This window comes from Paraburkholderia sp. FW306-02-B (genome assembly GCF_058782725.1).
The window spans coordinates 2,949,137-2,973,029 of record NZ_JBYSXZ010000001.1 but is presented as its reverse complement, the minus strand read 5'-3'; the positions used below and the strand labels follow the sequence as shown (position 1 = coordinate 2,973,029).

24 protein-coding genes are annotated in these 23,893 nt (G+C 64.7%); 21 read left to right on the top strand and 3 right to left on the bottom strand.

The features are described from left to right. Positions 1-117 precede the first annotated feature (117 nt). Entirely contained in the window at positions 118-1,653 is a 1,536-nt protein-coding gene (locus AC3WOG_RS13240) for a collagen-like triple helix repeat-containing protein (protein ID WP_492578423.1), read from the bottom strand. A 660-nt stretch (positions 1,654-2,313) separates the two neighbouring features. Here AC3WOG_RS13240 and AC3WOG_RS13235 point away from each other — a divergent pair. From AC3WOG_RS13235 to AC3WOG_RS13165, 15 genes are all read left to right on the top strand, one after another. Further along, positions 2,314-2,493, top strand: a complete 180-nt coding sequence (locus AC3WOG_RS13235) for a Flp family type IVb pilin (RefSeq protein ID WP_492578422.1) — start codon at positions 2,314-2,316, stop codon at positions 2,491-2,493. 139 nt (positions 2,494-2,632) lie between these two features. Then, entirely contained in the window at positions 2,633-3,133 is a 501-nt protein-coding gene (locus tag AC3WOG_RS13230; protein WP_492578421.1) for an A24 family peptidase, read from the top strand. Continuing rightward, positions 3,130-3,627: a TadE/TadG family type IV pilus assembly protein gene (locus AC3WOG_RS13225; protein WP_492578420.1), complete on the top strand. Its 498-nt coding sequence runs from the start codon at positions 3,130-3,132 to the stop codon at positions 3,625-3,627. The genes AC3WOG_RS13230 and AC3WOG_RS13225 overlap by 4 nt, the downstream gene beginning before the upstream one ends. 91 nt (positions 3,628-3,718) lie before the next feature. Further along, a complete protein-coding gene (cpaB, locus tag AC3WOG_RS13220; protein WP_492578419.1) occupies positions 3,719-4,663 on the top strand; it encodes a Flp pilus assembly protein CpaB in 945 nt (314 codons plus the stop codon). Positions 4,664-4,704: 41 nt separating this feature from the next. Then, a complete protein-coding gene (locus AC3WOG_RS13215) occupies positions 4,705-6,111 on the top strand; it encodes a type II and III secretion system protein family protein (protein ID WP_492578417.1) in 1,407 nt (468 codons plus the stop codon). A 129-nt stretch (positions 6,112-6,240) separates the two neighbouring features. Then, on the top strand, positions 6,241-7,482 hold the full coding sequence (locus tag AC3WOG_RS13210) for a fimbrial protein (protein WP_492578416.1): 1,242 nt from the start codon (positions 6,241-6,243) through the stop codon (positions 7,480-7,482). Between the two features lie 3 nt (positions 7,483-7,485). Then, the gene (locus tag AC3WOG_RS13205; protein ID WP_492578415.1) at positions 7,486-8,871 is read left to right on the top strand and encodes a TadA family conjugal transfer-associated ATPase; all 1,386 of its coding nucleotides are present in this window, start codon (positions 7,486-7,488) and stop codon (positions 8,869-8,871) included. Next, a complete protein-coding gene (locus AC3WOG_RS13200; RefSeq protein WP_492578414.1) occupies positions 8,864-9,895 on the top strand; it encodes a type II secretion system F family protein in 1,032 nt (343 codons plus the stop codon). The genes AC3WOG_RS13205 and AC3WOG_RS13200 overlap by 8 nt, the downstream gene beginning before the upstream one ends. A gap of 2 nt (positions 9,896-9,897) precedes the next feature. Next, on the top strand, positions 9,898-10,908 hold the full coding sequence (locus tag AC3WOG_RS13195) for a type II secretion system F family protein (protein WP_492578413.1): 1,011 nt from the start codon (positions 9,898-9,900) through the stop codon (positions 10,906-10,908). A gap of 11 nt (positions 10,909-10,919) precedes the next feature. Beyond that, positions 10,920-11,792, top strand: a complete 873-nt coding sequence (locus AC3WOG_RS13190) for a tetratricopeptide repeat protein (protein ID WP_492578412.1) — start codon at positions 10,920-10,922, stop codon at positions 11,790-11,792. Positions 11,793-11,818: 26 nt separating this feature from the next. Further along, a complete protein-coding gene (locus AC3WOG_RS13185; RefSeq protein ID WP_492578411.1) occupies positions 11,819-12,199 on the top strand; it encodes a DUF3613 domain-containing protein in 381 nt (126 codons plus the stop codon). A 28-nt stretch (positions 12,200-12,227) separates the two neighbouring features. Further along, entirely contained in the window at positions 12,228-14,027 is a 1,800-nt protein-coding gene (locus AC3WOG_RS13180; RefSeq protein WP_492578409.1) for a TadG family pilus assembly protein, read from the top strand. A gap of 10 nt (positions 14,028-14,037) precedes the next feature. After that, positions 14,038-15,429, top strand: a complete 1,392-nt coding sequence (locus tag AC3WOG_RS13175; protein ID WP_492578408.1) for a sigma 54-interacting transcriptional regulator — start codon at positions 14,038-14,040, stop codon at positions 15,427-15,429. A gap of 47 nt (positions 15,430-15,476) precedes the next feature. Next, entirely contained in the window at positions 15,477-16,184 is a 708-nt protein-coding gene (locus AC3WOG_RS13170) for a DUF2968 domain-containing protein (protein WP_492578407.1), read from the top strand. A gap of 488 nt (positions 16,185-16,672) precedes the next feature. After that, on the top strand, positions 16,673-17,803 hold the full coding sequence (locus AC3WOG_RS13165) for an IS110 family RNA-guided transposase (RefSeq protein WP_492578406.1): 1,131 nt from the start codon (positions 16,673-16,675) through the stop codon (positions 17,801-17,803). 484 nt (positions 17,804-18,287) lie between these two features. Here AC3WOG_RS13165 and AC3WOG_RS13160 read toward each other — a convergent pair whose 3' ends face one another. Next, complete coding sequence (locus tag AC3WOG_RS13160; protein WP_492578405.1) at positions 18,288-18,473, bottom strand: hypothetical protein; 186 nt, start codon at positions 18,471-18,473, stop codon at positions 18,288-18,290. A gap of 343 nt (positions 18,474-18,816) precedes the next feature. Here AC3WOG_RS13160 and AC3WOG_RS13155 point away from each other — a divergent pair, with 343 nt between their 5' ends. Continuing rightward, the gene (locus AC3WOG_RS13155) at positions 18,817-19,044 is read left to right on the top strand and encodes a hypothetical protein (RefSeq protein ID WP_492578404.1); all 228 of its coding nucleotides are present in this window, start codon (positions 18,817-18,819) and stop codon (positions 19,042-19,044) included. Positions 19,045-19,064: 20 nt separating this feature from the next. On the opposite strand, the gene hfq is transcribed toward AC3WOG_RS13155, so the two are convergent. Continuing rightward, positions 19,065-19,577: an RNA chaperone Hfq gene (hfq, locus tag AC3WOG_RS13150; protein ID WP_492578403.1), complete on the bottom strand. Its 513-nt coding sequence runs from the start codon at positions 19,575-19,577 to the stop codon at positions 19,065-19,067. A gap of 366 nt (positions 19,578-19,943) precedes the next feature. Here hfq and AC3WOG_RS13145 point away from each other — a divergent pair, with 366 nt between their 5' ends. The 5 genes from AC3WOG_RS13145 (at position 19,944) to AC3WOG_RS13125 (ending at position 23,878) form a co-directional block, all read left to right on the top strand. Next, positions 19,944-20,093 carry a hypothetical protein gene (locus tag AC3WOG_RS13145; protein ID WP_492578401.1) on the top strand — a complete coding sequence of 50 codons (150 nt, stop codon included), beginning with the start codon at positions 19,944-19,946 and terminating at the stop codon, positions 20,091-20,093. A 16-nt stretch (positions 20,094-20,109) separates the two neighbouring features. Further along, entirely contained in the window at positions 20,110-20,628 is a 519-nt protein-coding gene (locus AC3WOG_RS13140) for a sigma-70 family RNA polymerase sigma factor (protein WP_492578400.1), read from the top strand. Then, the gene (locus AC3WOG_RS13135; protein WP_492578399.1) at positions 20,628-21,443 is read left to right on the top strand and encodes an anti-sigma factor family protein; all 816 of its coding nucleotides are present in this window, start codon (positions 20,628-20,630) and stop codon (positions 21,441-21,443) included. The genes AC3WOG_RS13140 and AC3WOG_RS13135 overlap by 1 nt, the downstream gene beginning before the upstream one ends. A 311-nt stretch (positions 21,444-21,754) precedes the next feature. Next, a complete protein-coding gene (locus AC3WOG_RS13130) occupies positions 21,755-22,261 on the top strand; it encodes a hypothetical protein (protein WP_492578398.1) in 507 nt (168 codons plus the stop codon). Positions 22,262-22,300: 39 nt separating this feature from the next. Further along, positions 22,301-23,878 (top strand): FAD-binding oxidoreductase, encoded by a 1,578-nt coding sequence (locus AC3WOG_RS13125; RefSeq protein ID WP_492578397.1) that lies wholly within the window; start codon positions 22,301-22,303, stop codon positions 23,876-23,878. Positions 23,879-23,893: the final 15 nt, after the last annotated feature.

The following is a 23,893-nucleotide window of genomic DNA, read 5'->3' as shown; positions in this document are numbered from 1 at the left end:
CTCCGCGCGCCGGTGCAACGGGTGACTGAGCGGCGCGGTTCAGTCACGCAGAGCCGGGACGCGGCTGGCGGGCCGCACTCCGCCTCGTGCTTGCTACGATCGCTTCGATGGTTTCGCTTACTTCTTCCCGAGGCCGCCGAGCAGTCCGCCGACAAGCGACGTCACCGGTGCCAACAGGTTGCTCGTCGAGCCTTTGCCGGCGCTGGCCGACAGCGACACACCGGCGCCCGAACTGGTCGAGGCGGTGCTCGTGGTGGAGGTGGCCGTCGGTGTTGCAGCCGCCGTGGTGGTCGCGCCGCCGAGCGCGCCGGTGACGGTCGAAACGAGACCGGTGACCGGCGCGAGCGGGCTGCTGCTGCCGCCGGTTGCGCTGCTCAGACCGCTCGTCACGCTCGAGAGCAGGCCGGTGACAGGTGCCAACGGGCTACCGCTGCCGCCCGATGCGCCGCCGACGGCGCCGGTCGCGCTGCCGAGCGCGCCGGTGACGGTCGAAACGAGGCCGGTGACAGGCGCCAACGGACCGCTGCTGGACGTACCGCCGCTCAGACCGCCGAGCGCGCCGGTGAGCGGCGCGAGCGGGCCGCTGCTGGTGCCGCCGGTCAAGCCGCCCAGTGCGGCGGCGAGCGGGGCGAGCGGGTTGCCGCCCGTGCCGCCGGTCAGCAGACCGCCGACCGATGAAACGATCGTGCCCGTATCGGAGACGGTATGGCCGAGCCCGGCCGTGGCCGGGTTGCCGCCCGTTGCGCTCAACAGGGCGCCGGCCTTGCCGAGTCCGCCGCCGACCGTCGTGAGCAGGTTGTTGACCGGCGCGCCGATGCCGGTGACGGTGCCGACGGTCTGCGTGGTCGCCGCCACCATCGACGTGATCGGCGTGATGCCGGTGCTGAGGGTTTGCGTGACTTGCTGGACCGGGCCCGTCGAGAGCGCGGTGGTGAGCGTACTGCCGCCGTTGGTGAGCGCGCCGCCGATCGTGCTGACGACGCCGCCAAGCGGCGTGGTGATCGCTGCGAGCGGCGCGAGCGGGCCGCTGCCGAGACTCGTCACGAGGCCGCCGGCATCCGTCACTGCGCCGCCAACATGACCGACCACGCCGCCCACGCTCGAGACCGTGGTGCCGACCGCATTGCCGCCGGTGCCGAGTTGGCCGAGGCCTTGCGACACGCCGTTGCCGAGCGTCGAGACCGCCGCGCCGACTTCCTGCACGATGCCGCCCGCGGATTGGGTAGTTTGCGTGCTCACGCCCGGGAGAGTTTGCGAGCCGATCACGGTGCCGATGCCCGAGACCGTCGAGCCGACATCGCTGACTACGCCGCTGGTGTTGCCCACAACCGTGCCAAGCGCGTTCGCGACCGCAGTCGAGCCGGTTCCTGTTCCTGTTCCTGTTCCAGTGCCTGAGCCGCTGTCCGAACCGGTGCTGCCGGTGCTGCTGCCGGTGCTGGTGCCGGTGCTGGTGCCGGAGCCGCCCGAGCCCATCGAGCCGCTGCCGCTGGCAGTGGTGGAGAGAGCACCGCCGGCGCCGCTACCGCTACCGTTGCTGCCGGTGCCGGAACTCAGGCTTCCGGAGCCTCCGCAAGCACCAAGAGAAAGCATCGCGGCTACGCTGGCCGCAATCAGGGTTGCGCGTATCGTGTTGTTGCTCGTTTGAATGTTCATGTCGCCCTCGTATCGCATCTGTTGTTGGATACCGCTGCGTGACTACCTCTGCACGAGGCGTGCCATTTCTGCAGATCAATCCACAAGATTTGCTTGCGACAAGGCGTCAAGCCAAATGCAGTATGGCTTTGCGGGTAGTAGATGGAGTTTTTGCCAAACCAGATACGCGCCGCAAAATCGATGCGCGGAGCATAGGCGAGGAGCCGCGTAACGTAACGAGCCGCAGGCGCCGTTACGGTGAGCGGCGTAACGCAAGACAGGCGAAGGGACGAAATGCGCTTGAAACGTTCGGTTCAAACAAATAATTAGTGTATCGAATCTAACCTATGGTTAGTCCTATGTGCTGCAACGCACGAACTGCCGCTAACCTGAGTGACGACGCAAAATGCACATAGTAAGCGCTTCAAGGCAGCGGACAATTGCTTAAATAAGATTGATAAGCTATAAAACCCGGAAGCATCACGGATTGACGAGGGAGGTGCGCAATCGAACAGACAGCCACGAGGTATCCGTTTTATTGAACCGGCTGCGAGGCGAGGGGCTGCTGCGGCGCAACAAGAAGGACCAGAAAATGAGAGACCACTGGTTCGCGACGCTGAGGGCACCGGTTATCCGACGCAGCACGAATACAAGCGAAATAGATGAAGTCCGAGGGTTAAAATGAAAAAGTTCACCAAACGCTTTCTAAGAGATAACAAGGGCGTTACGGCCATCGAGTATGGTCTGATTGCGGGGTTAGTTGTGCTTGTCATCGCAACGTCGGTTACCAGCATCGGTACCAACCTGAATACAGTGCTGGGTGACTTGGCAGCTTTGATAAAGGCGCCTGCAGCAAGCTAGTAAAAAGCATTCTGCAAACGCCACGGAACGGCCGGCGTTCTTCCGTTCGCTCGCTTCGTGGTTTTTAAAGCATTGCCAGAACGATTAATGTGAATTGCACGGCAATTCACATGGCGTTGCTTTGCCTGTCGAGTGCGAAATGAATGTTTCCGTCGGTATTTTGTTATTTATTGCCTGGGCTGCGGTAGTCGCTATATGCGACTGCCGTAGCAGGCGTATTCCTAATTCAGTTGTCGTTGCCGGTCTGGCGGCGGCATTGGGCTGCGCGCTGGTTCAATGCGGCCCGTTCGGTATGTCGTTGGGACAGGCGGCAGGCGGTGCGCTGATCGGCCTCGCCGCGTTGTTGCCGTTCTTCGCACTCGGCGCAATGGGCGCGGCCGACGTCAAGGTATTCGCGGTGCTGGGCGCATGGTGCGGCATGCACGCGCTGCTCGGCCTGTGGATGGCCGCCAGTCTCGCCGCCGGCGTGCATGCGCTCTGGCTGTTGATCGTCACGCGCACGCGGCTTGCGGGCCTCGGCCGTCATGGCGGCCCGACTTTCGAAGTGGCCGGCAAAGCCTCCACGCCGTACGCCGCATGCCTCACGGTAGCGGCAAGCGCATGGCTCGTGCTGCAAGGCTCGGCCGGGGCGCTGCGATGAAATCGCTAACGACGAAACCTGCGCGCTCGCCGCTCAAGCGCGCCTGTGCGCGCCGGTTGCGCACGCAGCGTGGCGCCACGGCCGTTGAATTCGTGCTGGTGTTTCCGCTGTTTTTCACGATTCTGTACGCGATCGTCACCTTCAGTCTGGTCATGGTGGCGCAGCAGAATCTGACGCTTGCGGCTGAAGAAGGCGCGCGCGCCGCGCTGAACTGGCAGAGCAACACCTCGCTGCAAAGCGCGCTCGACAATCGTGCCCAGGCTGCCTGCACGGCGGCGAAAGCGATGGTCGCGTCACTGGTGCAGACCACGCAGTGTGCGTCTTCCTCCACCAACTGCGGCCCGGGCAACGCGATGAAGTGCGTGAACGTCGCGCTGACCTACGACTACAAAACCAATCCGCTGGTGCCGACATTGCCGCTTATGAGCTACACGATTCCGGACACCCTGTCGAGCAGCGCCACCGTACAACTCAACCCGGAAAACATTCAGTGACGCACGCGCCGGCCCTCAGCTTTTCCGTCCATCGACTCGCGCACGAACGCTCGTACGGCACGGCATCGTTCAACCGACGCAGCGAGTCATCATGCCGAATCTGACCAAAATTCTTGCCGGTGTGCTGATCGCCGTCGCGCTACTGCTGGGCCTGTTCGCGTGGACGCTGTCACGCCGCCCGGCGCCGGTGGCCGTCACGCCCGCGATGCACGCGAGCTTCCCGGTCGTGGTCGCGACCCATACGTTGCCGGCAGGCAAGGCGATCACCGCGGATGCGCTGCGCGTGCAGTCGCTGCCGATCAATCCGAACGGCGCGTTCACCGATCCTTCGCAGCTCGTCGGCCGTGTGCCGAACGCGGAGATCGGCGCCGAGTCGCCGGTGCTGGAAGCGCAGCTGTCGTCGGGGCTCGCCGAGCGCGTCGAGCCGGGCGAGCGCGCGCTGGCCGTGCGAGTCGACGAAGGCAACGCGGTCGGCAACCGGTTGCGGCCAGGCAATTTCGTCGACGTGTTCTTCACGCTCAAGCGTGACGGCAGCGCCGCCGGCGGCGGCGCGGAAATCGATCGTACCCAGGCGCGTCTGTTGATGTCGAAAGTGCGCGTGCTCGCATTCGGCAACGCGACTACCGGCGGCGACAGCGCGGGCGATCCGAATGGCATGGTGCGCACCGCGGTACTGGCGGTGCCGGTCGCCGATGTGGACCGGCTGACGCTGGCCGAAAGCGCGGGCCGCCTGATCTTCGCGCTGCGCAATCCAAAGGATCCCGAAGTAGCCGATCAGAGCGTCTTGCCGGTCTACCCGGGCGTGTTGAAGACGGCCGCCCACACCGGTTCGGCTGAGCCGCTTCAGGATTCGACCCGCGCCGCGGCCGGCGTGGCGCTCGACGCCTTGTCGGGCAGCGGCAATCCGGCGAGTGCCGGCGTGCGGCTGCCGCCGTTGCCGCACATGCAGCCTACGCGCGTAGCAGGCAATACGACCAGTACAAAGAGCAGTATCGAAGTGATACGGGGTGGGCGCGCCGAAACGGTCGCCCGATAAGCGGTTTCAGGGAGCGGGCGGCCGGACGCGTCCATAACTACATGACAAAACGGATTCTTGTATTCGGGAAGGCGGTGTGGCTTGGGATGGTTTTGCTGGGCGTATCGGCAGGGACTGACGCCGCCGGTCCATCACAGCGGACGCAGCAAGGGCAGTCGCTTCAAGCGGCCCAGGCGGCCCAGGCGATGCCTTCGCAGACCATCGTACTGACGGTGGGCGCCCAGCAACCGCTGGCGACCGGCCATACGTTGCAGCGTGTCGCGATCGGCGATCCGTCGGTGGCCGACGTGCTGATCGTCAAAGGCGAGAAGCGCGGTGGTGTACTGCTGGTCGGCAAGGCGGCGGGCACCACCAATCTGATGCTGTGGGAGCGCGATCGCGAGGCGCCGCTCACCTACACCGTCAACGTGACTACCGCGGCGGCGGCGTCGCTGCTCGGCGCCGATACGCCGAGCGTCAAGGTGCTCGGCGGCACGGCGGTGGTGTCCGGCTCGACGGCGACGATGGAGTCGCATCAGCGCGCCGTGGTCGCGGCGGAAGGCTCGCTCGGCAAGGACGGCTCGGTGTTCGACACCTCGACGGTGGCAAGCCGCGCGGTGGTGCAAGTCGATGTGCGGGTGGTCGAGTTCAGCCGCTCGGTGCTCAAGGAGGTCGGCTTCAACTTCTTCAAGCAGAACAACGGGTTTACGTTCGGCTCGTTTGCGCCGTCGGCGCTGAGCTCGGTGTCGGCGACCGCGGGTCAGGCGCCGCAAATGACGGGCACCACGCCGATTTCGTCGGCGTTCAATCTGGTGTTCAACTCCGCCACGCATGGGCTGTTCGCGAACCTGAGCTTGTTGGAGAGCAACAACCTCGCGCGTGTGCTGGCCGAACCGACGCTGGTGGCGTTATCCGGCCAGAGCGCCAGCTTCCTCGCGGGTGGCGAGGTGCCGATTCCGGTCCCGCAAGCGCTCGGTTCGACCTCGATCGAATTCAAGCCTTACGGCGTTGGCCTCACGCTGACGCCGACCGTGTTGAGCCCGCAGCGCATTGCATTGAAAGTGGCGCCGGAAGCGAGCCAGCTGGATTTCGCCAATGCCGTGACGATCAGCGGCGTATCGGTGCCCGCGTTCACCACGCGGCGTGCGGACACCACCGTCGAACTCGGCGACGGCGAGAGTTTCGTGATCGGCGGCCTGATCGACCGCGAGACCGCGTCGAATGTCGCGAAGGTGCCGTTGCTCGGCGATCTGCCGATCATCGGCACGTTCTTCAAGCAATTGAACTACCAGCAAAACGAGAAGGAACTGGTGATCATCGTGACGCCGCATCTGGTGTCGCCGCTCGCGAAGGGTGCGACCTTGCCGTCGACGCCGGGCGAGCAGTCCGAACAGCGCAACGGGCCGGTGTGGCGCTCGCTGCTCGGTGGCGTGGCGGCGCGCGATGCGGCGCCGGGGTTTTCGAAATGAAGCCGGCGGGCGTCGGGGCGACGCGCCGGATGAGTGGAGTGAGCCGGAGCGCGTGCGAACCGCGTGCGCGCTCCGGCAAGCAGTACGACGCGGGGGCTTCACAGCCGATGCCGCAAAAGGATGTCCAACATGAACGCGAGAACGCATTCATTGACTGAACGGGCTGTTACCGATTGCTTCGTGTTCGCGTCGCTAGCCGCAGAACATGTGCATTGGCTCGCCGATACCCTGGTAGGCGCCGGTGCGGTCGATGCGGCCACGCTCGATCCTTCGATGCTCACGCAACGCATCGCGACGCTGAACCCGTCGCTGGTGTTCGTCGACTTTTCCGGCGGCCGTGGTGCGGCGGCGAGTGCGGCATCGAGCGCGGTCCGCGCCGCCTACCCGAGCATGCAGATCGTCGCGCTCGGCTCGCTGGCCGAGCCTGAAAGCGCGCTGGCCGCATTGCGCGCCGGCGTGCGCGATTTCATCGATTTGTCGGCGCCCGCCGAAGACGCCTTGCGCATCACGCGTCAGGTGCTCGACAACCTGGTCGAACCGGTCAGCCGCCATGGCCACGTCACCGCGCTGCTGGGCGCGCGCGTCGGCATGGGCGTGAGCACGCTGGCGGCGAATCTGTCGGTGATGCTGCAACGGCGCGACGTCGCGCAAGGGCGGCAAGCGGCATTGCTCGATCTCGGCTTGCCGGCCGGAGACGGCTCGCTCCTGCTGAACACGCGCAGTGAATTTAATTTCGTCGAAGCCGTGCGCAATCTGCGCCGCTTCGATCAGACCTTCGTGCATACGGCGCTGTCGCACCACACCAGCGGCCTCGCGCTCACCACGCTGCCGCCCAATCTCGCCGACATGCGCGAGGTCTCGTATGCGTCGTCGATCGGTTTGCTGAACCGGCTGCGCGCGTTCTTCGATCAGCAGATCGTCGATCTCGGCGGCTTCACCAACAGCGAATTCATCGCCCACGTCGTGCAGGCCGCCGACGAAACCTGGCTGCTGTGCGATCAGGGCGTGGCCTCGATCGTGTCGGCGGTCGGCGTGCTCGACGCGTTGCGCGAAGAGGGCGTGGATACCGGCAATGTGCGGTTGATCGTCAACAAGTTCGACGCCGACCTCGGTCTGGCCGCCGCGCAGATCGCACAGCGTCTGGACATTCAACTGCTGACGACGCTGCCGGAGCGGCGCATCGCGCTCGGCCAGGCCGTCAACCAGGGACATCTGCTGGCCGACGCCGCGACGCGCGATCCCTACGTGCGCGCGCTCGAACCATTGATCGAACGGCTCGGCGGCGGCGCCTGCAAGCCGGCGCAAGCACGCGGCAAGTCCGCGCTCGGCGCGCTCAAGCGCTTCATTCCAACCACTCACAAGCGGTCATAGACGATGGCAAAAGAGATCGAATTTGCCGACGACGCGCCGTCGTTCGCGCATAGCCAGCAGTTCCAGGACATCAAGAACGCGGCGCACGAACATCTGCTCACGCGTATCGAGGAACTTGGCTCCGAGTTCGGCCGCTGGTCGCGTAACGCGATCAACCAGTTCGTCGATCTGGAGATGGACAGCTTTGTGCGGCTGCGCCGGATTCCGATCAACGAAAGCGAAGTGCGCCTGATCGCCGAGGCGCTGACCAAAGAGCTGGCAGGTTTCGGCCCGATCGAGGATCTGCTCGGCGATCCGGCTGTCGAAGACATTCTGATCAACGGCTACAACGACGTGTACGTGTCGCGTCACGGCATCCTGACCAGGATTCAGGTGCGCTTCGCCGACAACGCGCATCTGCTGCGCATCGTGCGGCGGATTCTCGCGCCGATCGGGCGGCGCCTGGACGAATCGAATCCGATGGTCGATGCGCGTCTGCCGAACGGCGGGCGCGTGAACGTGGTGATCGAACCGCTATCGATCGACGGCCCGATTGTGTCGATCCGCAAATTCCGCAAAGATCCGCTGCGTCCTGACGATCTGCTCGGCAACGGCACCTACAGCCCGGAAATCGGCGCGCTGCTCGAAGCGGCGGTCGCCGCGCGCTGCAACGTGCTGGTGTCGGGCGGCACGAGTTCGGGCAAGACTTCGCTGCTGAACGCGCTGGCGTTTCATATCCCCGAGCCGGAGCGGGTCGTGACGATCGAGGACACGGCCGAACTGTCGCTGAACCACCCGCATGTGGTGCGGCTCGAAAGCCGCCCGGGCGGCTTCGACGGCGCGGGTGTCGTGACGATTCGCGATCTGTTGCGTAACACGTTGCGGATGCGCCCGGATCGCATCATCGTCGGCGAAGTGCGCGGCGGCGAGGTGCTCGAAATGCTGCAGGCGATGAACACCGGCCACGACGGCTCGATGGGCACCGTGCACGCCAGCTCGCCGCGCGAATGTCTGTACCGGCTTGAAATGCTCGCGGGCTTCGCGGGCTTTCAGGGCACCGAGTCGAGCCTGCGCCGCCAGATCGCCAATGCGATCGACTTCATCGTGCAGATCGGGCGGCTCTCGAATGGGCGCCGGCGGATTCTGTCGATCACCGAAGTGACGGGGCTGTCGGACAACATCATTGCGACCCAGGAGTTGTACCGCTACGAGCCGGTCGTGACCGCGGAGGGTGACGAACTGGACAACTGGGTGTCGCTCGGCATTCATCCGCACTCGCCGAAACTGGTGCGCTTCCGCCAGGCGCTCGGTGGCGGCGAGCAGGGCAATGGGTTCGGCAATGCCGGCTTTGGTGGGGGTGGATTTGGCGGCGGCAGCGGTGGTGGCTTCGGTGGAGGCTTCAATGTCTAGCGTGGTGCTGGTCTGCGCGGCGCTCGCACTGCTGTGCGCAGCGGGTGCGATGCTGCTATGGCAACGTAGCGCGCACCGCAAAGACCAGGTGAGCGCAGAGCGTTTTATCGATAGCCGCATGGCGTCGGCGATGCCGGGGGCCGCCGGGGCGGGCGGCATCGCGAGCGGTGCCGGCGGGCTCCGCGTCGCGCCGGCGCGCGCGGCTGCCACGCCTGCCGCGATCGCGCCACAAGCGCCGCCGGCCGATGCAGGCTGGCTCACGCACTGGCGCTACCAGGCATCTCGCGCGCGCTTCATGCTGCAACACGCGATGGCTCGCGCGGGCATCGTCAACGCCAAGGGGTCCGCCGCGATCGCCTGTGCAATCGTGTTGCTGCTGTGCGGTTGGGCCGCGAGCGTAGGCGGCGTGCTCGCCGCCGGTGCGACGCTGACTGCGTGCGCCATGTTCCTCTATTTTCTGCTGACGGTACGCATCAACAAACGCCGTCAGCTGATCGTGCGGCAGTTGCCGCTGTTTCTCGACGGCATCGTGCGTTTGATTACGCTCGGCAACAGCGTGCCGGCCGCGTTTCAGGCGGCGTTGCAAACCACCGAGGCACCGCTGCGCGAATGTCTCGATCATGTCTCGCGGATGCTGCGCACAGGCGTCGAAATCGATCGCGCGCTGTATCAGGTCGCGGTGATCTATGGGGCGCGCGAACTCGAACTGGTCGGCGCCGTGCTGCGCCTGTCGGTCAAATACGGCGGCCGTGCCGACGTGATGCTCGACCGGATGTCGTCGTTCATGCGCGATCTCGAACAGGCCGAGCGCGAACTCGAGGCGATGTCGGCGGAAACTCGGCTGTCGTCGTGGGTGCTCGCGATGCTGCCGATCGGCATCGGCGGTTTTCTGATTATTTCGAATCCTAAGTACTTCGCGACGATGTGGTTCGATCCGGCGGGGCGGCAACTCGTGTATCTGGCGTTCGGTTTGCAGGTGCTTGGCGCCTATCTGCTGTACCGCCTCACGAACCTGAGGGAATGACGATGCAAGCCCCTCAACTCGTCGCACTCGCGCTCGCATTGGTGGCGCTCGCGCTGCTGCTGATCGCCGGGCTGGTGTTGGCGCGCATCGCCGCCGTGCGGCGCAGCGAACGCACGCTCAGGCATGCCCTCGACGAACGCGCGCTGCAAAGTGCGGCGCTGGCCGCCGCGGCTGCACGTGGTGCCGATGGCGCTCCGGGTGTGACGAAAGCGCTCGCGCACAACCCGCGGGACAAGGGTTTCAAAGGCCTGCTCGAGCGCTTCGCGCACACGGGGATTCGCTGGCTCGACACGCCGCTCGGGCGCCAGATCGTCGCTGAAGAAGACCGTCGGCTGCTGGAGCAGTGCGGCTTCGTGGACACGCGCACGCGCGGGCTGTTTCTGGTGGCGCGGATATTGGGCGCGCTGGTGCTGCCGGTGCTGGCAGGGACCCTGGCGCGCGAATATGTGGATGGCCTGCACTACGTGATGCTGGTGATTATCGCGATCGCGGTGGGCTTCATGGTGCCGAAGATCGTCCTCAGGCGCCGCGCCGCCAGGCGCCGCCGCGGCGTGGTCGACGAATTGCCGTTGCTGGTCGATCTGCTGCGCTTGCTGCAAGGCGTCGGCTTGTCGCTCGATCAGAGTTTGCAGGTGATGGTCAGCGATTTCCGCAGCGTGTTGCCGGTGCTGTCGAGCGAGCTGGAAATCGCACAGCGCCAGTTCGCTGCGGGCCGCACCCGCGAGCAATCGCTGAACCGTCTGGCGTCGAGTTACGACAACGAGGATTTACGCGCGGTGGTGCGCCTTCTGGTGCAGGTCGACCGGCACGGCGGCGCCGTGCAGGAACCGCTCAAGCAGTTCGGCGACCGCCTGCGCGAAACGCGCCGGGCGATGCTGCGCGAGCGCATCGGCCGTCTCACGGTGAAGATGACCGGCGTGATGATCGTTACGCTGTTGCCCGCACTGATGATCGTCACGGCCGGCCCGGGGGTGCTGGCTGTTTCGCATGCGCTGCGCTCGATGCATCACTAAGGATTCCTGCAATGGCTCGCTCTCTATCGTTCGATTCTCTGGCGCGTACCGCCTATCACGCCGCGCGCTGCGCCGCGGTGCTGGCCGCATTGGCTCTGCTCGGCGCGTGCGCGTCGAAAGACCTCGTGGGCTACGGCGTCGGTCCGCAGGCCGAGCGCGCGGCGCTGGCCCAGCAGGCCAATCGCGATCCCGCGCCGGACACGCCCGGCATGTACCTCGGGCTGATCGACAAGATGCAGTCGGAAGGGCTGTATTTCGCGTCGCTCGCGCATATCGACGCCTACGAAAAGCAGTATGGCGTTAGCCCCGATACGAATCTGCTGCGCGCCGACGCGCTGCGCATGACCGATCAGCCGGCCGCCGCCGCGACCGCGTACAGCCAATTGCTGAAGACACCATTGGCCGCGCGCGGTTACCGCGGGCTCGGTTTGATCGCCGGCGCGGCGGGCGATTTTGCGGGCGCCGCCCAGGAACTGCAACAGGCCGTGCAACTCGCGCCGACCGATGCGGTGAGCTTGTCGGATCTCGGCTATGCGCGGCTGCGCAACGGCGACGTGAACGGCGCGCGGGTGCCGTTGATGAAGGCCGCGGAGCTCGATCAAAACAATCCGAAGATCGTCAGCAACGTTGCGCTCTATCTGCTCGCCAACGGCGACCAGGCGCAGGCGCTGGCGGTGATGAATCAGCAGAAACTGGCACCGGATGTGCGCGCCGCGATTCGCGGCGATGCGGCGAAGGTGGCCGCGGCGGGGCGTGCGCAAGCACACAGTCTGCAAGCGCAACCGCAACAACAGGTCGGGCAGGCAACTGCGGGCGTGGGCACGGTCGCGAGCGCGCAAGGCGTCGAACCGGCCCCGCGCTTGCTGCAACGCTTTGCGCAGTGACCGGTGGCGTAATCAGGGGGACGGATATGAAAAACAGATCAACGAAGCAGGGCTGGATAGTCGCGATGCTGGGCGTCGGCGTGGTGATGGGTGTGGCCACTGGGGCCGCCTTCGCGCAGACTGGCGAGCCGGCTCAGCCCGCTCAGCCGCCGGTGCGGGCAAGCGAGGTGGGGCACTCGACGCGTGCGTGGCTCGACCTGCAAAGCAGCAACGCGCAGGCCGCGCCCGCGCTGCCGATGCTCGGCGCCGAAGCAGGGCTGGCTTACCGGCGCTATATGGAATCGTTCAAGAGCAAGATTCCCGATCTGTATGGCTCGGCGCTGAATAACGGGAGCGGCAGCGGCGGCAATGGCGGGGGCGGCGGCATGCCGGGTGGGCTCGGCGCTGGCGGCGGTGGTGCTTACTGACATGCACAGGCCCGAATCATTCGTTGCCATGGCCGCTCGCTGTCGGCGCCCGCTTTCCGGGCGGCGCAGCAGCGCGGCGATGCTCGCCGCGCGCCGTCAGCATGGCGCGGTCGCGGTGCTGGCGGCGATCTGGCTGAGCATTGCGATTGCGGCGTTAGGCGCACTGGACGTGGGCAATGTGTATTTCGTGCGGCGGCAGTTGCAGCGCACGGCGGATCTGGCGGCGATCGCGGGCGTGCAGGTCATCAGCAGCTCGGGCGGTTGCGCGACGGCGACGACGGCCGTGCAACAGAATGCAGCCGCTAACGGTTTCTCGGCCGACGGCACCACCACGACGCTCAACACGACCTGCGGACGCTGGGACACGAGCTCCAATACCTACTTCGGTACGAGCGGCAACCCGCTCAATGCGGTACAGGTGCAGGTAACGCAGGTCGTGCCTTATTTCTTTCTCGGGCCGAACCGTAATGTGACGGCGACTGCGACCGCGCTGGCGTCCAACATCGACGCGTTCTCCCTTGGTACCGGTATTGCGACGATCAACACGCAGCAGTCGGCGCTGCTGAACGCGATTCTAGGCGGATTGCTGAACACGAACGTGTCGCTCAGTGTGGGCGACACGCAGAGCCTCGCCACGGCGCATATCAAGCTCGAAGATTTGATGGTGGCGCTGGGTGCATCGACGATGCAAGGGCTGCTCGCGACCACGGTGAGTTATCAGACGCTGACGATCGCGATGGCCAACGCATTGCAAACCGGCGGTGACACGATTAACGCGGCGATTTTGAGAACGCTGGCAGTGGCGGTGCCTGGAGGCCAGAACATCACGGTGGGTGACGGCGGAACCTCCGCGCCTGGCCTGCTGGCCCTCGGGTTGGCCAATCCCAATGCCGCTGCGGCCGCAACGATCAACGCATTCGATGCATTGCTGGTCGCCGCGCAGATCGCACAGCGCAGTCCCGACGGCACGGCGAGCAAGGCGCCGGTGATCAATGTGGCGGCCGGATTGAGCGGCGTAGCCAGCATTTCGCTGCAGATCATCAATCCACCGGTGCTGGCGGCGGGTGAGGGCGGCACGTATATGCTCAACGGTGTATCTACACCGCGCACGATGGCGCGCACGGCGGTGATTAACGCAAATGTCGGTCTGTCGCCCTTGCCGTTGTTCAACTCGCTTACCTTGGGCATACCGAATGTGCTTTCAGTGTCGGTCTCTGCGTTGAGTACGCCGCTCGTGGTGTCGTTGGCGGTCGCGCCAGGCACGGCGACGTTAAGCTCGGTCGATTGTGAAAGCACCAAAGCGGCCACCAACGCCACGATTCAGGTTGCGCCGGGAATTGCATCTGCCTGCCTTGGCGCAAACTCGTCCTGTGGCGGATCGATCAATGTCGCATCGATCTCGACGACGATAGCCGGGGCCAACGTGCAGGTGGCCAATGTAGTACTGAACGGCATCGGGCCGTTGCAGCTCGCGCCCGGCACGACGACACCACTGGTTTTCGACGGTTCGTCCGGCAGCTTCGACGCGACCAGGAGCGCCAATTCCAACGCGATCGGCGGCGACGCCTCCGTATTGACCACGCAATTGCTCGCGGCCTTGCCTGGCGCATTGGACGTCTCGCTTCTTAATAAGCTAGTCGATCTGTCCGCTCTCCTTTCACCCATTCTTACCGGCGTAGCGAACGCCTTGACGCCTTTGCTCCAACCCGTCTTCTCCTTGCTCGATACAGTTCTCGTCCCAACGCTCTCGCTGTTGGGCGTGCAGGTCGGCACCGCCACCGTCCACAATATGTCGCTGACATGCGGCGTCTCGCAACTGGTCAACTAGCGTAACCAAGATGAGAACCACCACCAAAATCGAGGAACTCGATATCTACGTCTGGGAAGGCAAGGCCGACATCGTCGACCGGGTTGCGCGCTGCATGGCGAGCTTCGACGTCGAAGTGATCCGCGCGGACGATATCGCGATCTCGCCTGAACGGACCGCCCTGCGGCCGTCGCTGGCCATCATCAGCGTCTCGGTGATCGACAGCGGCGCGCTGATTCTGCGCGACTGGCAGGCCGCACACGGCATCCCGGTGGTGTGGGTCGGCGCCGCGCCGCGCGACCACGATCCGGCGATGTATCCGTCCGAGTATTCGCACATCTTGCCGCTCGACTTCACCTGCGCGGAGTTGCGCGGGATGGTCATGAAGCTGGTGCTGCAATTGCGCGCGCATGGCGCCAAGACGCACGAGTCGGACGCGATGATCGCCAACTCGGAGTGCATGCAGGCATTGCTGCACGAAGTCGACACCTTCGCCGACTGCGACACGAGCGTGCTGGTGCACGGCGAAACCGGCGTCGGCAAGGAGCGCATCGCGCAACTGCTGCACGAAAAACACAGCCGCTACGGTCAGGGCCCGTTCGTCGCGGTGAACTGCGGTGCGATTCCGGACGGCCTGTTCGAATCGCTGTTCTTCGGCCACTCGAAAGGCTCGTTCACCGGCGCGGTGGTCGCGCATAAGGGTTACTTCGAGCAGGCTGACGGCGGCACGCTGTTCCTCGACGAAATCGGCGATCTGCCGCTTTACCAGCAGGTCAAGCTACTGCGCGTGCTGGAAGACAGCGCGGTCACGCGAATCGGCTCGGCCACGCCGGTGAAGCTCGACTTCCGGCTGGTGGCGGCGACCAACAAGCATCTTCCGCAACGGGTCAAGGACGGCGCCTTCCGCGCCGATCTTTACTACCGGCTTGCGGTGATCGAGCTGAAGATCCCGTCGCTGGAAGAGCGGGGCGCGGTCGACAAGATTGCGATCTTCAAGGCGTTCATCGCGCAGATTGTCGGCGCGGAGCGGCTTGCTGCTTTGCCGGACCTGCCGTACTGGCTTGCCGACGCGGTGGCCGACACCTATTTCCCTGGCAATGTGCGTGAGCTGCGCAATCTCGCCGAGCGCATCGGCGTGACCGTGCGGCAGATCGGCGCGTGGGATGCGGCGCGTTTGCAGCGGCTGCTGGCGCTTGCGCGCACCAGCCAGCCGGTGCCGGCCGAGAGCGCCGCGGAGGTGCTGGTGGACCGCAGCAAATGGGACATGGCCGAGCGCAACCGCGTGCTCGCCGCGCTCGACGCAAACGGTTGGCGCCGGCAGGATACGGCGCTCTATCTCGGCATCAGCCGCAAGGTGTTGTGGGAGAAGATGCGCAAGTACCAAATTTTTGACGAAGAGCCCGAAACACGCGAAAGTGAGTAATAATGACACGGTTGTACTAAAACAAAAACTGTTTAAGCAGGAATTACATGGACCGAAAGTCGAAACTACGACAGATTGCCTTGGCCGCATTCGTCGCGTTGGGGGCCGTGCAGGGTGTGAATGCGCAGGCGCTGCCGGATAGCGGCACGAGCGCTGGCGTTGTTTCCCAGCCGGGCGCGACGACGGCGTTGCCGGCTACTTCGCAAGCGCAGGCTGGCGTGCTGACGCCGGACGAAGCGAAGCAATCTGCCGCGGGGAATGTGGCGGAATTGCAGCAGATGATCCACGGGTCGGATCTGAGCGAATTGCGCACGACGTACAACGGCAGCTACGGCGCGAGCTTGCTGTTTTATGGCAAGGAGATGACGTACTACGTCGCGTTGTTCCAGCAAAAGAATTTCTGGCGCGTCATCAAGACGCAGGACGCGACGCGTGCCGACATGATCTACAAGGATTTTGTGCGCCAGACGTTGCAGCTATCCGACGTCGAGATTCGCCGCACGCAACTGGAAGCGCAAAAAGCGTTCACGGAACGGATGATTGCGTTGTCGCAGGACCGCGCGAACCGCCTGCAGGCTGACCTGGATGTGGCGCGTCAACAGCAGAACATTGTCGCGAGCCAGCAGCAGCAAACCCGCGCCGAGGCAACGGCGCTGGCGCAGCAGAAGGTCGCAGCGCAGGACCAGTTGCGCGCGGCACAGCGGCAGGTACGTGAGTTGCAGCGTCAACTGGAAACAGGCTTGCCGTCGCACTGAAGCGTGCAACCGGACAGGAAGGGGCAGGGGCGGGGGACCGCCCGGCCCGCAACAAAGGTGACGCCCTCGCCAGCAGCCTGATCCGCCGATCCCGCGGCACAAAAAATCCCCACTGATTTCCAAGCAGACCCGATCGCAATGCACGGGCGGCCATCAGCCACGCCCGCGGTTTCCCAGATGAACGCAACCGCGCCGCCCGCAGTGCGGGAAGAGGACTGACTCGCGGTCGGTATTAGACGTACCGCCACGGCGCGCGCAGCGCCGCCGGAAGAATGACTGCCTTGTCGCTGGTGCGGAGTGTGCGATAACACTGATTCCAGACGCTCCACTACCGTGACTGCGCGAGGGACCCGCTTAGCATTAGACAGTATGACTCCCGTGAGGCAAGGGCTGGCCTGCCGTGAGGAATCAAACGCGGGTTAGCATTGCTACCAGAGCCGCACGGTGCGGACGGGCCGCACCCGGCGAATTCCGGCACGGAGGCCAGCATGGAACACGATAGCACGCTGTACGTCGGTTGCGACGTTCACAAGGATTCGATCACGGTTGCCTATGCACTCGATGCGGGCGAGGTTGAACTGCTCGGCAAGACCGGTACGAGGCAGGCCGATATCGATCGCCTGTGCAAGCGCCTGCAGTCAAAGGCGCCACGCATCCGGTTCGTCTACGAGGCAGGCCCGTGCGGCTACGGGCTTTACCGTCAACTCGTGAACAAGGGTTTCGACTGCATGGTGTGCGCGCCATCGCTGATTCCCAAAAAACCAGGCGAGCGGGTCAAGACCGATCGGCGTGATGCCGTGAAGCTCGTGCGCTCACTGCGCGCTGGCGACCTGTCAGCCGTGTACGTGCCCGGCGTGGACGACGAAGCGTTCCGCGATCTGGCGCGTACCTGGGTCAGCGCCAAAGATGATCTGAAGCGTGCACGGCAACGGCTGAAGGCTTTCCTGCTCTCGCATGGGGTGCGCTATACAGGCCGTGCCGACTGGGGACCGGCGCACCAGCGCTGGCTGGGCGCGCATGCATTCGACAGTGCATGGCAGCAGCTGGCGTTCGAGGAACATCGGCGCACCATCGAGGACCGCCTCGCTCAATGCGCGCGACTGGAGGCCGCGTTGCGCGAAGCGGTCCCCAACTGGCGCTTCTATCCGGCCGTGCTGGGCCTGCAGACCATGCGCGGCGTGCAGTTCACCACGGCCGTGGGCATGCTCGCGGAGCTGGGTGACCTGTCGCGTTTTGCCCATCCGCGCCAGCTGATGGCCTGGCTGGGCGTGACGCCCTCGGAACACTCGTCAGGCGAGAAGCGCCGGCAGGGCAGTATCACGAAGAACGGCAACAGCTACGCGAGAAAGCTGCTCGTCGAAGCGGCCTGGAGCTACCGGCATACGGCCCGTGTCAGTCCCGACATCCAGCGCCGCCACGAAGGTATCCCCAAGCCGATCGTGGATCGCGCCTGGGACGCACAGGTGCGGCTGTGCCGACGCTATCGCAAGCTCATCGCGCGCGGCAAGCAGAAGAACATCGCGGTGGTCGCGGTTGCCCGCGAACTGGCAGGTTTTATCTGGGACGTCAGCCGGCTCGCGATGTCGCTGGCCGTACCGCACGAGGTGCGCCTGGCATGATGCAACATCCAGCCCCGTTGCCCCAACCTGACACTGGAGGAGTTTCCTGAAGGCGGCGTAGCCCGGCACACGAGTAACCCGCGACACCGCTACGCAACGGATTGCATCCGACTTGCGGCTTTAGATTGCGGCAGGCTCATTGGGCGGACCTCTGTAATGCGGTACCCAACCCGCGGATATCAGCGTGATCCACCGTCGAGATGTACTGCTACGTCGCCCTCAGGAAATTCAGGTAAATATGAATTTGAGAAACCGAAAAACCGATCCCGATTGACACCGGGAGTCATATCAGCGGTGTAAAGCCGCTTTCTTTTGCCTACTTTTCTTTGCGGCAGGCGCCCCGAAGGAAGTCCACTTGGTGGGCAAAGAAAAGTAGGTGCCGCCCCGCACAGGGGCAACGCCAATAAACCAATAATAAATCAAGGAAAGGCCAACGCCGAAAAAGCACAGTCAAACGGCGCCGCATCGGCAAAAAACCATCGCTCTAGTGCCGCTTCTTCCCGCTCTCCGGCGAATGATGTGGATCAGTAAGATCAACAGCAATCGGATCACTAGCAGGAAAACTCTCATCAAGGGCCTCATCGAGGCGACTCTCAGCGGACTGAGCGGGCGGCTTCGCTTCTTTGACCTTGGCTTTGACATCGGCTGCATGCGGCTTCGGCTTAGACATGACGTGCTCCACTTCGAAAGTGTAGAGAAAGTACCGATAGTCCAGCATAGCGCAAAGCCAAACCCACCGACGACTGGCCGAACGGGGAAGAGAACATTTCCTCAACACCGGTAAGCATTTCCTTCAAAAGAAAACACCCAGCCAACGCAGTTAAAGAACGCAACTAAAGAACGCAACTAAAGAACGTAGTTAAAGCGCCCTTAAAACCCCGCAGCCCTACCTCGTCTTCGAGTGTGTCGCCAAACAAAAAAGAAAAAGCAAAAGGCGACGCCAATCAAAATCGCATGCCGCCCAACGGCATCTCCAGAACGGGTAGCGCAAAAAAACAAGGCAGCGCAACAATATGGAACCCAAGACTCCTGCACAGACGCAGCGCGTCAACGCATCACACGTAGTGGAAGCGGAATTGGAACATCTGGATTGGGCAACACGGCAACCGGCGCTGCGCATGCTGGACGCAGGCTACTGGCGGCGCCGCGTGCTGGCGGTCAAATGCAGATTCGAACTGACGCAGCTGCAGATCATGCGGCTGGAGAAGATTCTGCAGCGGCTCGGCTGTCCGTCGGAGTAGCCGGCCGCTGCGTGAGCAGCTTATTCGTTACCGCCGGCGGCGCCACCATTGCCGCCGTTGCCACCATTACCGCCACCATGGTTGCCGCCTTCGCCGCCGCCCGTGCCGAACAGGCGCCGGCGACGCGTCACGACCACCGGTCCGTCCGACGTGCTGCCGCGCTCGGACGATGCCGGGCGGTCCGAAGACGGCTGCGCGCCGTACGACTCGCGCGGTTCACGCGGTTCGCGGGGCTCACGATGATCGCGCGGCTCACGCGAGCCGTGCGGGCCGCGCGTGGTGTGCTCGCCGTGCGAAGGCCGTCCGGCGCGCGGCGCCGGACGCGTGCCGGTGTCGAGCTGGATCGTCGAGATCGCGCGCTTGTAGATGCCTTGCAGGCCGACAGGCGTGCGCAGCATCACCAGATACTGATCGAACGACTCGATGCACCCCGTCAGGCGAATGCCGTTGACAAGGTAGATCTCCACGCGCTTTCGTTCTTTGCGCGCTGCGTTCATGAAGTCGTTTTGCGGATGCGATTCTGCGGAAGCCATGGACAATTCAGGTTAGAAAGACGGTTGTTCGCCGCGATTCTACCCTGTGTGGGGGCGGAACGCGTCGGCGGGCGAACTGGGTCCACTATAACGGCTTGCGCGCACATAAGCATCTGATAACTATTGACTGTAACGTTGAGTTACGAATCTGCGGATGAATGGCGGTTTTCGCGGCGGCGGTGGCGCGTCGCCGCCGCGGATGGCGGAAAAAGATGGCGCTTCGCGCCGAAACGCACGGAATAAACCGGCGTCCGCTTGCGTTAAATCAGCATGGCAGCGCTGCATATCGCACGCGGCCGACCTGGTCCCGGCCCGGACGCGCCAGCCGCCGGATGCGCCGGCCGAAACGTAGTCAGGAGAGACACCATGAAAGCAACCCGCATTCTTTCCACCGTCTTCGTGCTGTTCGCACTGGCGTTGGGCTCGCTCGCGACGAGCGGCTGCACGTCGGCGACCGATAGCAGCGCGTCGAGCCCCAGCGGCAGTGGCGGTGGCGGTGGCGGCGGCGGTTACTGAGCGTTAAGCGCGCCGGGTGAATTTCGAAGCGGAAGTGATTTCGTGGCTCCCGCAGTTGCGCCGCTATGCGCGCGCACTGACGGGCGACCGCGCTTGGGCCGACGATCTGGTACAGGATACGGCGGAGCGCGCGCTTGCGCGCTGGGCGGCGTTCCGGCCGAACAGCAACCTGCGCGCGTGGTTGCTGACGATTCTGCGGCATCTGTACATCGATCAGCTGCGCGGACGCCGCGAGATCGCCGTCGACGACGAAAGCGCGCCGTGGCGCAATCTCGAAGCGCCGCACGGCGAAGTCGACGGTCTGGTGCTGCGCGATCTGCAACGCGCGCTGTATTGTCTGCCGGTCGAGCAACGGGAAGTGCTGCTGCTCGTCTGCGTGGAGGAGTTGACGTACCAGGAGGCGTCGAGCGCGCTTGGCGTGCCGATCGGTACGGTGATGTCGCGGCTGTCGCGCGCGCGTGAACACATGCGCGTGCTGCTTACCGAAGGTCCGGCGCGCAAAAACCCGCCGCTGAAAGTAGTGAGAAATCCGTGATGAGCAACGACGACTACGATTCCGGCTTGCCCGAGGGGCTCGATTTGCGAGCGCTGTCTGCGTTTGTCGACGGCGAGTTGCCGCACGCGCAGCGCGCCGCGATCGAGGCGCAGCTAGAGCAGCATCCGCAGGCCGCCGCACAGGTGGCCGCGTGGCGCGCGCAGAAGACGGCGTTGCAGGCGCTGTGCGGCGCGCCGGCGCGCGAGGAGCCCGCTGTCATCGTGGTGCGCCAGTTCACGCCGTGGTGGCGGCGCGCCGGCCTTGCGGCGTGCTGGCTCGCGGCCGGCGCCGGTCTCGCGCTGGCGTTGGGGCCGCTCGCGCCGCGTCTGACGGACGGTGCGTGGGGTGGGTGGAGTGGTTTCGGCGCTGCTCCGGCCAGCTTCGCCCAACGCGCGGACATCGCCTATGCGGTTTATACGCCCGAGCGGCGTCATCCGGTCGAAGTCGCGGCGAGCGAGGAAGAGCATCTGATCAGTTGGCTGTCCAAACGGCTGAACCGGCCGTTGTCGGTGCCGTCATTGCAGGAATATGGCTATTCGCTGGTGGGAGGTCGTCTGTTGCCGGGTGAAGCGGGACCGGCCGCGCAGTTCATGTACGAAAACCAGAATGGCGCGCGCCTCACGCTGTACGTCACCGGCATTTCGCGCGACGAAACCGCGTTCCGCCTGTTCCGCGACGGTAACCGGCGCACTTTCTACTGGGTCAGCGACCGCATGGGCTATGCGTTGTCCGGGCCGATCTCCGAAGGCAAGCTGCGCTCCATCGCCGTCGAAGTGTGCAGTGCCCTCGGCGGTAAGCCGGAATCGTGGCAGTAACGCCGTCAGTGCGGTAAGCGGTTAGCGATGAACGCCGGCCCGCTTGCTCGCGTTGCAACACTCGGTAACAGAAAAGCCCGCGCGCTCGCGGGCCGGCGGCGGAATAGCGCCGCGCGGCGCTTCGTTTACTCGCTGCAGGACCGTGCCGTCGCGGCGGCGTATAGGTACACGCAGGTACACGCAGGTAAGCGCAGGTAAGCGCAGGTAAGCGCGCACGGCGCGGTCTCGAGCGAGGCAAACCGACGGGGTCTTCACGGTGTCGACACGCCCCCTGGCGAGTCGCAACGCCGGCGCATCGAGGCAACGAAATCATGCTTACTTTCCATCAATTCGGCACGGGGCTATGCTCCGGCATATGTTGCCTGTGTCTGAGTACCGGTTGTGCGGCGCAGTACGATGCGAATGCCCCGTTGAACGACACGCCGCCGTGCCGTATCGTCGCGGGTCAGGCGGAAATCGACGGCGTCATGCAGCAGATTACCGGCCGCGCATGCCTGCAGCCGGACGGCACCTGGCAGATCGTCGAAGGCGACGGCACCGCGCTGGCATCGTACCCGGCGCCGGTCTATTACTACGACCCATGGTATTGGGGGCCGCCGGTGGTGTTCGGAGGCGGCGTGTCGTTCGTCTTTGTCGACCGATTTCACCATCATCATCATATGGATCATGTGCATATGGATGGCCACGGCGACTGGCACGGCGGCCACGGCGGTTGGCACGGCGGCCACGGCGATTGGCACGGCGGCGGACATGGCAGCACCGTGCCGATGCAGGGAGCGGGCGGCATGTCGCACGGCGGCGGTGGGATGCATCGTTAGCTTGCCGCGGCTCACACATCGCGCCGCAAAGGAGACGCTTTGACACGCAGCTTGCCGCCGAAAGTTTCAGCCGCCCAGTTCGATCGCGCGCTCGCCAGCTGGCGCTCGATCGTCGGCGAGGCGCAGGTGGTGAGCTCGGCAGCCGGGCTCGCGGCGTATCTCGATCCGTTCGCGCCCGGCGAGCGCGAAGCGTTCTCCGCGTCCGCCGCGGTACTGCCCGCATCGGTCGACGAGATTCGCGCGGTACTGCGCATTGCCAATCAATATCGTATTCCGTTGTGGACGGTCTCGACCGGCCGCAACTTTGCGTACGGCGGCGCCGCGCCGCGTCTGCCGGGCTCGGTGGTGCTCGATCTGCAACGGATGAACCGGATCATCGAAGTGAACGAGACGCTCGCCTATGCGCTGGTCGAGCCGGGCGTCAGTTACTTCGATCTGTATGCGCATCTGCGCGACAAAGGCTACAAGCTATGGGTCGATCCACCCGCGGCGGGTTGGGGCAGCGTGGTCGGCAATACGCTCGAGCGAGGCTTCGGCTATACCGCGTATGGCGATCACGCGGCGTCCCAATGCGGCATGGAAGTGGTGCTCGCCAATGGCGACGTGCTGCGCACGGGGATGGGCGGCATCGAAATCGGCACGGCGTGGCAGCTGTATCAGCCGGGCTACGGGCCGTCGTTCGACGCGATGTTCATGCAGTCGAACTACGGCATCGTCACCAAGCTGGGCGTCTGGCTGATGCCTGCGCCGCCCGCGTATCTGCTCGGTGAGATCCAGTTTCGTCACGAGCAGGATCTCGAAGCGATCGTGGACATCTTGCGGCCGCTGCGGCTCGATGAAACGATCCGCAACAACGCGGTGATCGAAGGCGGTCTGCGCCGCGCCGCGGGTTTGTCGGCGCGTGCGCAGTGGTACGACGGCACAGGCGCGATGCCCGAGAGCGCGGTGGCGGCGATGCTCGACAAGCTGAACGTCGGCCGCTGGAACCTGCATTTCGCGCTGTACGGCACGCCGGAATTGATCGACGCGCGCTATGCGATCGTGCAGCGCGCGTTCTCCCGCGTCCCGCAGGCAAGACTCTCGGCCGTACGCTATGCAGGCGATGCGCAGCCCACCGCGGGCGGCGACCGCAACCAGGCCGGCATCCCCGCGATGAGCGCGTTCCGCATGCTCGACTGGCGCGGCGGCGCGGGCGCGCACGTGGACTTCGCGCCGGTCTGTCCGGCGACCGGACGCGACGCGCTGCGCCAATACACGATGGTGAAGGCGCGCGCCGCGGAATACGGCTTCGATTACTACGGCGGCTTTACGGCGGGCGTGCGTCATTTGCATCATATCTTCGCGGCGATCTTCGACCGTAACGACGCGAATCAGGTCGAGCAGGCCGGCGAGTTAGTGCGCTCGCTGATGAGCGATGCGCGCGCGGCCGGTTACGGCGAATATCGCGCGCATCTCGCGTATATGGATTTCGCCGCGGCGCAGTACAGTTTCAACGACGGCGCATTGCTGCGGCTCTCGGAAACGATCAAGGACGCGCTCGACCCGAACGGCATTCTTGCGCCGGGCAAGCAGGGCATCTGGCCGGCGGCGTGGCGCGACCGGCGCGGTTATACCTGACACGCGCGATGCGAT

Bases quoted from the DNA above. Each gene is read 5' to 3' on its own strand.
- AC3WOG_RS13215 (WP_492578417.1), top strand. From the start codon at position 4,705: ATGACAAAACGGATTCTTGTATTCGGGAAGGCGGTGTGGCTTGGGATG.
- AC3WOG_RS13175 (WP_492578408.1), top strand. From the start codon at position 14,038: ATGAGAACCACCACCAAAATCGAGGAACTCGATATCTACGTCTGGGAA.
- AC3WOG_RS13130 (WP_492578398.1), top strand. From the start codon at position 21,755: ATGCTTACTTTCCATCAATTCGGCACGGGGCTATGCTCCGGCATATGT.
- AC3WOG_RS13160 (WP_492578405.1), bottom strand. From the start codon at position 18,473: ATGTCTAAGCCGAAGCCGCATGCAGCCGATGTCAAAGCCAAGGTCAAA.
- AC3WOG_RS13225 (WP_492578420.1), top strand. From the start codon at position 3,130: ATGAAATCGCTAACGACGAAACCTGCGCGCTCGCCGCTCAAGCGCGCC.
- AC3WOG_RS13200 (WP_492578414.1), top strand. From the start codon at position 8,864: ATGTCTAGCGTGGTGCTGGTCTGCGCGGCGCTCGCACTGCTGTGCGCA.
- AC3WOG_RS13165 (WP_492578406.1), top strand. From the start codon at position 16,673: ATGGAACACGATAGCACGCTGTACGTCGGTTGCGACGTTCACAAGGAT.
- AC3WOG_RS13210 (WP_492578416.1), top strand. From the start codon at position 6,241: ATGAACGCGAGAACGCATTCATTGACTGAACGGGCTGTTACCGATTGC.
- AC3WOG_RS13180 (WP_492578409.1), top strand. From the start codon at position 12,228: ATGGCCGCTCGCTGTCGGCGCCCGCTTTCCGGGCGGCGCAGCAGCGCG.
- AC3WOG_RS13195 (WP_492578413.1), top strand. From the start codon at position 9,898: ATGCAAGCCCCTCAACTCGTCGCACTCGCGCTCGCATTGGTGGCGCTC.
- cpaB (WP_492578419.1), top strand. From the start codon at position 3,719: ATGCCGAATCTGACCAAAATTCTTGCCGGTGTGCTGATCGCCGTCGCG.
- AC3WOG_RS13230 (WP_492578421.1), top strand. From the start codon at position 2,633: ATGAATGTTTCCGTCGGTATTTTGTTATTTATTGCCTGGGCTGCGGTA.
- AC3WOG_RS13135 (WP_492578399.1), top strand. From the start codon at position 20,628: ATGAGCAACGACGACTACGATTCCGGCTTGCCCGAGGGGCTCGATTTG.
- AC3WOG_RS13185 (WP_492578411.1), top strand. From the start codon at position 11,819: ATGAAAAACAGATCAACGAAGCAGGGCTGGATAGTCGCGATGCTGGGC.
- AC3WOG_RS13190 (WP_492578412.1), top strand. From the start codon at position 10,920: ATGGCTCGCTCTCTATCGTTCGATTCTCTGGCGCGTACCGCCTATCAC.
- AC3WOG_RS13155 (WP_492578404.1), top strand. From the start codon at position 18,817: ATGGAACCCAAGACTCCTGCACAGACGCAGCGCGTCAACGCATCACAC.
- hfq (WP_492578403.1), bottom strand. From the start codon at position 19,577: ATGGCTTCCGCAGAATCGCATCCGCAAAACGACTTCATGAACGCAGCG.
- AC3WOG_RS13145 (WP_492578401.1), top strand. From the start codon at position 19,944: ATGAAAGCAACCCGCATTCTTTCCACCGTCTTCGTGCTGTTCGCACTG.
- AC3WOG_RS13170 (WP_492578407.1), top strand. From the start codon at position 15,477: ATGGACCGAAAGTCGAAACTACGACAGATTGCCTTGGCCGCATTCGTC.
- AC3WOG_RS13235 (WP_492578422.1), top strand. From the start codon at position 2,314: ATGAAAAAGTTCACCAAACGCTTTCTAAGAGATAACAAGGGCGTTACG.
- AC3WOG_RS13240 (WP_492578423.1), bottom strand. From the start codon at position 1,653: ATGAACATTCAAACGAGCAACAACACGATACGCGCAACCCTGATTGCG.
- AC3WOG_RS13205 (WP_492578415.1), top strand. From the start codon at position 7,486: ATGGCAAAAGAGATCGAATTTGCCGACGACGCGCCGTCGTTCGCGCAT.